The 7,818-nt window shown below is 66.0% G+C and carries 5 protein-coding genes; all 5 read left to right on the top strand.

Annotated elements, in window-relative coordinates:
• Positions 1 to 5 precede the first annotated feature (5 nt).
• The 5 genes from dcuS to MLG87_RS13005 all read left to right on the top strand — a co-directional run bounded on the left by dcuS (position 6) and on the right by MLG87_RS13005 (position 7,475).
• Positions 6 to 1,607: a DcuS/MalK family sensor histidine kinase gene (gene dcuS / locus MLG87_RS12985; protein ID WP_243295574.1), complete on the top strand. Its 1,602-nt coding sequence runs from the start codon at positions 6 to 8 to the stop codon at positions 1,605 to 1,607.
• Positions 1,604 to 2,320 carry a response regulator gene (locus tag MLG87_RS12990; RefSeq protein WP_243295575.1) on the top strand — a complete coding sequence of 239 codons (717 nt, stop codon included), beginning with the start codon at positions 1,604 to 1,606 and terminating at the stop codon, positions 2,318 to 2,320. The genes dcuS and MLG87_RS12990 overlap by 4 nt, the downstream gene beginning before the upstream one ends.
• A 439-nt stretch (positions 2,321 to 2,759) precedes the next feature.
• Positions 2,760 to 4,070 (top strand): C4-dicarboxylate transporter DctA, encoded by a 1,311-nt coding sequence (gene dctA, locus MLG87_RS12995; RefSeq protein ID WP_243295576.1) that lies wholly within the window; start codon positions 2,760 to 2,762, stop codon positions 4,068 to 4,070.
• Between the two features lie 249 nt (positions 4,071 to 4,319).
• Positions 4,320 to 5,435, top strand: a complete 1,116-nt coding sequence (locus MLG87_RS13000; protein ID WP_243295577.1) for a coiled-coil domain-containing protein — start codon at positions 4,320 to 4,322, stop codon at positions 5,433 to 5,435.
• A 420-nt stretch (positions 5,436 to 5,855) separates the two neighbouring features.
• On the top strand, positions 5,856 to 7,475 hold the full coding sequence (locus MLG87_RS13005) for an LTA synthase family protein (RefSeq protein ID WP_243295578.1): 1,620 nt from the start codon (positions 5,856 to 5,858) through the stop codon (positions 7,473 to 7,475).
• The last annotated feature ends 343 nt before the right edge of the window (positions 7,476 to 7,818 follow it).

The following is a 7,818-nucleotide window of genomic DNA, read 5'->3' on the forward strand; positions in this document are numbered from 1 at the left end:
CTACCATGCCGCGGATGCGCCCGTTCCTCCAGCTCCGGACCCGGATCACCATCCTGGTCTCGCTGATCCTGGCCCTGGCCCTCATCGTCACGGGGGCCATGGTGGACTGGCGCATGGCCCGCCAGACCCGGGACGCCCTGGGGCAGAAGGTGGTCCTGCTGTCGCGGATCACCGCCGAGGCGGAGGTGGTGCGGGACGCCCTGGCGGGAAACCGCCCCCAGGCTGACGTCCAGGGCCTTGCGGAACGCATGCGGACCGAATCCGGCGTGGACTACGTCGTGGTCATGGACATGAACGGGATGCGGCTCTCGCACCCCAACGCCTCCCTCATCGGCGCCCGGTTCGCCGGCGGCGACGATGCGGAGGTGTACCAGGGGCGATCCTACCTTTCCATCGCCAAGGGCACCCTCGGCCTCTCGCTGCGCGCCTTCACGCCCGTGTGGAAGGGGGATCGGCAGGTGGGGGCGGTGGCGGTGGGCATCCTCCAGTCGGGTGTGGACCGCACGATCGTAAGCGTGCGCAAGCGCATCGTCATCGGGGGCGTCATCGGGTTCGCCGCGGGGATCCTGGGGGCCATGTACCTGGGCGGCCGCATCAAGAAGATCCTGCTGGGCATGGAGCCGCAGGAGATCGCCACCATGCTCCAGCAGCGCAACGCCATGCTGCATTCGGTGCGGGAGGGCATCATCGGCGTGAACCGGGAGATGGTGGTCACCATCGTCAACGAGGAGGCCCTGCGTCTGTTCGCGCTGGCGGGAAGCCACGGCGAGCTGGTGGGCCACCCGGTGGAAGAGGTCCTCCCCAGCTCCAGGCTGGGCACCGTGATGGAGACCGGCCAGGCGGAGTACGACCAGGAGGGCGACATCCTGGGCCTGCCGATCCTGACGAACCGCGTTCCGGTCATGGTGGGCGGCCGCATCACCGGGGCGCTGGCCACCTTCCGCGACATCACGGAGATGAACCGGCTGGCGGAGCAGCTGACGGGTGTCCGCCTGTACGCCAATGCCCTGCGGGCCCAGGCCCACGAGTTCATGAACAAGCTCCACGTGATCCTGGGGCTGGTCCGGCTGGAGGAGTACGAGCGCCTGAAGACCTACATCGCCGGCGTGGCGGGCCGGCTGGACGACGAGGTGGGCTTCGTGGTCCAGCGGATCAAAGATCCCGTCATCGCAGGCTTCCTGCTGGCCCGGTTCGCCTCGGCGCGGGAGCAGAACATCCACATGGAGCTGGACCAGGACGCCTCGCTGCCCCCCTGTCCCGATGACGCCGCCTCCCACGATCTCGTCACCGTGCTCGGCAACCTGCTGGAGAACGCGGTCGAGGCCATCGGTGACGGCGTGCGCCGCGAGATCCAGGTGTCCCTCCGGCCCGAGGGCACCCTGCTGCACCTGTCCGTCGCGGACAGCGGTCCGGGGATGCCCGAAGACATCCTGGCCGAGGCCTTCAACCTGGGGTTCTCCACCAAGGGGGAGAACCGCGGCTTCGGCCTCTGGCAGGCCGCCCGGGCCATTGAGGCCCGAGGCGGGCGCCTGGTGGCGCAGAACCGCGAAGAAGGCGGCGCCCTCTTCACGGCCACGTTTACCCTGTTCCTCCGGGAGGAACCATGATCCGGGTGCTGCTGATCGAAGACGATCCCATGGTGGCCGAGCTCAACCGGATGTACCTGAGCCGCGTGCCGGGTTTCGAGACCGTGGCCTCCGCCGGCAGCGCCGCCGAGGCCCTGGACCTGCTGCGGCGCCACACCGTGGACCTGCTGCTCATGGACATCTTCATGCCCGGGCAGAGCGGCATCGAGCTCATGGGGGAGATCCGCCGGCAGGCCCTGGATGTGGACGTCATCTTCGTGACCGCCGCGAGGGACGCGGCGACCATCGATCGGGCCCTGAAGCTGGGCGCGGTGGACTACCTCATCAAGCCCTTCGAGTTCGAGCGGCTCAAGCAGGCCCTGGATCGCTACGGCGAGACCCGCCGCCTGATCCGGGGCGGCCAGGTTCTCGATCAGATCGAGCTCGACAAGCGCCTGGCCGGGCGGGTCGCGGAAGGCCGGAAGGCGGAGGGGCTCCCCAAGGGCCTGGACCGGAACACCCTGGAGAAGGTGGTGAAGGCGGTCGCGGCCTGGCAGGGGCCGTCCCCCTGGTTCACCGCCGAGGAGATCGGCCACCAGGTAGGCATCTCCAGGGTCTCCGTCCGGAAGTACTTCGAGTTCCTCGGCGCGCTGAAGGTGCTCCGGATGGAGCCCGGCTACGGCACTGGGGGGCGGCCGGTCCACCGCTTCCAGTTCCAGAAGGGGTACTTGCGCGAAGTCCAGAAATACCTGTGATTCTCCGGGGGTCCCGCGTTGCGCATGCGTGGTGGGGATCTAAGGGCGCGCTGCGCGTCCACCTGACGCCACGCGGGGCGTGGCTCCCACTCGCCCTTTGGGCTCGCGGAGGTGGAGCCTCCTCCCGGACCCCCGCGCTCGACCCGGCGGAGCCGGACCTCGCTTTGACGCTCCGGGTTGAGTTGTTGGTCATCCGGGGGTAACCCGCTTTCAAAAGTTCCAAATCGGGGAATCAACTTCCAGAACGGTGCGTTCCGGGAAGGGTGACCGAGAATCAGGAAACCTACCCGCAGGTCGTGTGAGCAGTGCAGCTGTTCGGCACCCCGGACCCCTCCCGGGTTTCCGCCCAGACCTCCGGCATCTTTCCCACCACGTTTCCTTCCGGCCCTCTCGGGGCCGCCTGTTCCCCATGTCTGGATCTTCTGAAAGGACCATCCGCATGTTCAAGCGTGCCGCATCAAAACTGTACAACTGGGTCGCCGTCATGATCGTCCTCGGCGCGCTCCTGGGGCACTTCTATCCCGCCATCGCGGTGAAGATGCAGCCGGCGGCCGACGGCTTCATCAACCTGATCAAGATGCTGATCCCGCCGGTGATCATGTGCAGCGTGGTGCTTGGCATCGCCGGATCCGGCAGCATCAAGAAGGCCGGCCGCGTGGGTGGGAAGGCCATCCTCTACTTCGAGATCGTCAGCACCCTGGCGCTGGTGATCGGCCTGGTCATGGCCAACGTGTTCGGGCCCGGCCGCGGCTTCCACGCAGACCCCTCGAAGCTCGATCCCAAGCTCGTAGCCAACTACGTCACCCAGGCCCAGCACCTGACGGTCACGGACCACCTGCTGAAGATGATCCCCAAGACGCTGTTCAGCGCCTTCACGGAGGGCGACATCCTCCAGGTGCTGCTGATCTCCGTGCTGATGGGCTTCTCCCTCGCGGCCCTGCCCGACAAGGTCAAGGATCCCGTCATCGGCATGCTGGACAACCTCAGCAAGATGTTCTTCGGCGTCATGAAGCAGATCCTCTACCTCGCCCCCCTGGGCGCCGGCGCGGCCATCGCCTACACCATCGGGAAGTTCGGCCTCAAGTCGCTGATCCCCATGGCCCAGCTCATCTTCCTCTTCTACGCCACCTGCGCCGTCTTCATCTTCGTGGTCCTCGGCATCATCGCGCGGCTGGCAGGCTTCAACATCTTCAAGGTGGTGAGCTACATCAAGAGCGAGCTGCTGCTGGTCATGGCCACCAGCTCCTCCGAGTCCGCCCTCATCCCCCTCATGGACAAGATGGAGAAGCTGGGCCTCTCCAAGTCCATCGTCGGTCTCGTGATCCCCACGGGCTACTCCTTCAATCTGGATGGCACAAACATCTACATGACCTTGGCCTCGCTCTTCATCGCCCAGGCCCTGGGCATCGAGCTGACCCTGGGCCAGCAGCTGGGCATCCTCGTGGTGGCCATGATCACCAGCAAGGGCGCCGCCGGCGTCACGGGCTCGGGCTTTATCACCCTGGCCGCCACCCTGGCGGTGGTGCCCACCATCCCCGTGGCCGGCATGGCCCTCATCCTCGGCATCGACAAGTTCATGTCCGAGGCCCGCGCCATCACCAACCACATCGGCAACTGCATCGCCGCCGTCGTGATGGCCAGCTGGGAGAAGGAACTGGACTGGGACACCTTCCACGCCACCCTGGGCGGCAAGGCGGAAGCGGCCGCGCCCGTGGTCGAGGTTCCCGTCCTGGCCAACGAGATGGAATAGGGCCTCCGGGTCCGAAGGAGAAGCGGGGGCTCCGGCCCCCGCTTTTTTTGAGGTCGACACCAAAATCTTCGCGACCGCGGCCTTGATGGACCCCTGCTTGAGTGAAGAGATCACGGCCTTTAAGTGAGGCGCACCTCCGCAGGGATGGGCTCGTGATAGAACAAATGGTGTATATACATTGACTTGCGTGAATCCGGAGGCGGCACCACCCTTCAGGTCCAGCGTTCCCCGCTCTCTGAGGAGGTGTGCATGACATTCCTGAAACCCTTCGCTCTCGGGGCCGCCCTCGCGGTCCTCCCGCTCGCTCTCGCGGTCGGGTGCAATCAGAAGTCGCAGTCCGAGTCCGCGGAATCCAAGGATTTCGCCAGCAAGGTGGCGGAGGCCCAGCAGGCTGAAGGCCAGGCCCAGGGCGTCACCAAGGCCCAGGCTGAAGCCATGGCCAAGGCGGGGTTGCAGCCCAACGCCGCGGGCATCCAGCTGACGGAGGACCAGCGCGCACTCCTGGAATCGCGCATCAAGGCCGAGAAGAACAACGGCACCGCGGCCCTCCTGCAGGAGATCCTCGACCGCGACAAGCAGATCGGCGAGCTCAACACCAAGATCGCCAGGCTCCAGTCCCAGCTGCCCAAGCCCCAGATCGCCACCGAGAAGGACAACCACTTCGCCATGGCCGTGCGCTTCCTGAAGGGCAAGGGCCTCTCGGAGGAGAAGGCCAAGACCCTGGCCGCCCGGGCGAACATCCTGGAAGACCTCCAGCCTGGCTGGCAGGTCTACCAGCAGTACGCCGGCGGCGCGTACTTCACCGCCGTGACCCAGGGCAAGGCCGAGATCGGTCCCACCGAGTACCTGCACAACCAGCGGGCGGCCCTCCAGAAGGACCGCGATGACCTCTCCGGCCAGGTGCAGGACCTGATGGCTGAGCGGACCAAGGTGCAGGAAGAGGTGGACGCCCTCCATTCCGAGAAGACCACCCTGACGGCCCAGGTGAGCGAGCTGACCACCCTGAGCCAGGCCCAGAAGGCCAAGCTCAATTCGATGCACTACCTGGTCGGCCAGCGCAAGCAGCTGGTCAACGAAGGCGTCATCGTGGTGCCGGTCTTCGCCAAGGACCGCATGGGCCCCAAGGCCGTGGCCTCCCGCTTCGTGAAGGATCTCCCGCTGGATGATCCCAATCCCCAGGTGCAGATCCAGGCCTCGGACGTGGGCCTCGCCAAGATCAGCAAGGTGAACGTGGTGCCCGGCTCCCTCCAGAAGGACAAGGACTACACCGTGATCCTCGCCGACGACCGGAAGAACGCCACCATCCGCATCCTGGACCCCGAGCGCCTGCGCAACGACCGCGTGGTGTTCGCGGTGACGGATTGAGTAGGGCCGCTCAGTAGCCTGCTTTGTGGCGTACGAAAAAGCGGGGGCCGTGGCCCCCGCTTTTTCGCAGGTTCAAAACCGAACCTAATCCGTAGCGAACGGCAGCAGCGCGATGCGAAGGGCGGGTGGGCTCCCGTTGAGCCTGTCCGAGGGAGGTTTTCGTCCGGGAAACGAAGGGGGCCGGATGGCTCCCGTCATTGAATGTCTGCCGCGCCTGGCCTCGTCCGGGGCCCTTGAGATCGAACCACCCTGTCTGCGATGAGCCCCGGCCCGGTTCGTCCGACCCTCCCAGAGCGCCCGCTCCGAATGCTCTGACCAAAGTCCTAAAGGCAGATGAATGTAGGTTTCTTGATTCCTCACGCCCGCCACACTTGTCCTTAGGGTGTCAGGTGCTCACAGTGACTTGATCCGGAGCCTCCGGTGGTCACGGAATCGATCCTGCCCAGACCTCTCAAGCTGACCCGACGCGCGCAGGTGCTGGTCGCGTGCGCGCTGCTGGTGGTGCTATCGCTGTGGATGAATCCCCAGATCCCCCAGCGGATGGCCACCCTGGGGCACCCGCTGAAACGGTTGATCTACCTGGTGGAGATCCTGGCCGCAGTCCTGGCGCTGGTGGGTTGCGGGATCGCCCGTCGCCGGTGGGCGATCCTGGGGGGGCTTTTCTTCTCTCTTAATCTTCTGGTCGGCACCTCCTTCTTCAGGATCAGGGGGCGGCCCCTGACCCTGGTCGACGGGAAGGCTCTCCTGGAATCGGTCGGGAACACGCGAGATGCGCTGTCCCAATTCACGGCACCCATCCTCATCGTGGTGCTGCAGATCCTAGGGGTGCTGGTCCTGCTTATCTGGGTCCGCGTCGCCCTGCGGATCAGGAACAGCATCCCCATGATCACCGCCAGCCTGACCGCGGTCGTCATGTACGTGGCGATCCTGGCCATCGGTGGAGACACGGCTCTGAATGGGTTTCCCATGCAGTTCCAGGCCGGCCTGCACGCCGGAACGCTGGCCGTGGATGCCGCGGCCCACCGATGGGTACAAGGCGGAAAAGCCGCGGCGGCGTTCCAGCACGTTCCCATGGACCCCACCGTGCGGCACCTCGTTCTCGTCATCGACGAATCGGTGGAAGGGGGCGCGTTCCGCGACCTGGTCGATCGGGCTCACCTGCCGGACCTCCGCAATCTCGGTCTGGGGTACAGCTTCGCCAATTCCAGCGCCGCCTCGAACCTGATGCTCAGGCGGGGCGCGGATCCGAAAGATCCGGGAACATCCCTTCGCCACTTCCCCAGCCTTTTCCAGGTGGCGAAGGAGGCTGGGTTCCGGACCGCCTACATCGATTGCCAGGGCGTGTTGGACGACCTGGCCATCCAGGACTACTTCGATGACCTTGAGAAGTCCTTCATTGACGAAGTCCTGCCGGCCGGGGCGTTGGGTGTGCGAACGGAGCGGGATCTCAATGCCATCCCCGCGCTGTTCGGCCAGCTGGGGAAGGCGGAGCGGACGTTCACCCTCATCAACAAGGTCGGGACCCACTTCCCCTATGCGCATAGCCTTCCGCCTGAGGTGGCCGGGGCCCCGGACCCCTATTCCATCTCGATCTCCCGGGCCTCGCTGGCGTTCCTACAGGGCGTGGCCGGGCGGCTTCCGGAGGGCACCCTGGTGTTCTATACCAGCGACCATGGGCAGAATTTCCAGGCCAAGGCTCCCCACGGGAATCTGCCCGGGGAATGCGGCATTTCAGAGTGGACCGTCCCCGTGATCGTGCTTTCCAGCCCTGACCTGGCAGGCAGGCTCCAGAGCATCGATCCAGGCTGGCAGGACCATGCCTCGCACGCTCTGATAAGTGAATCCCTCCGGAATTTTCTGGGTCAGCGGATGCCCGGGATGCCGACGTTTTGGTCGGCGCCCAGCCCCGAAGACGCCTCCAGGCACCGGGCCTTCTACGGCTCGCCCATGGGATTGTTCGGCAAGCCCATTTCCTATCTGATCATCGACAAGGATAGACGCGTGTTCATGCCCCAGTCGGGGGTTCCGGACCTCCCATGAGCTGGCCAGGCGGCTGACATCCGCGTCGCCGCTGGCATGGAAGCCGGATACGACAAAGCGGGAGCACCCGCTCCCGATTTATCGACAGCTACGATCAGGACCAGCCCCGAACTTCCTGCAGAAGGACAGGATTGGGCGCTGTAACGTCCGAGCAGGCCCGGCCTGACGGCGCCTGGTCCGTGGCGAAGGGCAGCGGCGCGGTGCGAGGGACGAGGCGGGTCGCGGAGAAGGCTCCGGGGGAGCCTTCGGAGCGGGGCCCCGCCGGCCCGAGTGCGTGCGTAGCGGGGGGGGGGCGCCCACCCGCAAAAAGAGACCACCCCCCCGGGGGGGGCGGCGAGGGGGT

The organism is Geothrix mesophila (genome assembly GCF_022808835.1).
Classification (GTDB): Bacteria; Acidobacteriota; Holophagae; order Holophagales; family Holophagaceae; genus Geothrix; species Geothrix paludis.

Excerpts from the sequence above, each read along its gene's own strand:
- dcuS (WP_243295574.1), top strand. The coding sequence starts at position 6 with ATGCCGCGGATGCGCCCGTTCCTCCAGCTCCGGACCCGGATCACCATC.
- MLG87_RS12990 (WP_243295575.1), top strand. The coding sequence starts at position 1,604 with ATGATCCGGGTGCTGCTGATCGAAGACGATCCCATGGTGGCCGAGCTC.
- dctA (WP_243295576.1), top strand. The coding sequence starts at position 2,760 with ATGTTCAAGCGTGCCGCATCAAAACTGTACAACTGGGTCGCCGTCATG.
- MLG87_RS13000 (WP_243295577.1), top strand. The coding sequence starts at position 4,320 with ATGACATTCCTGAAACCCTTCGCTCTCGGGGCCGCCCTCGCGGTCCTC.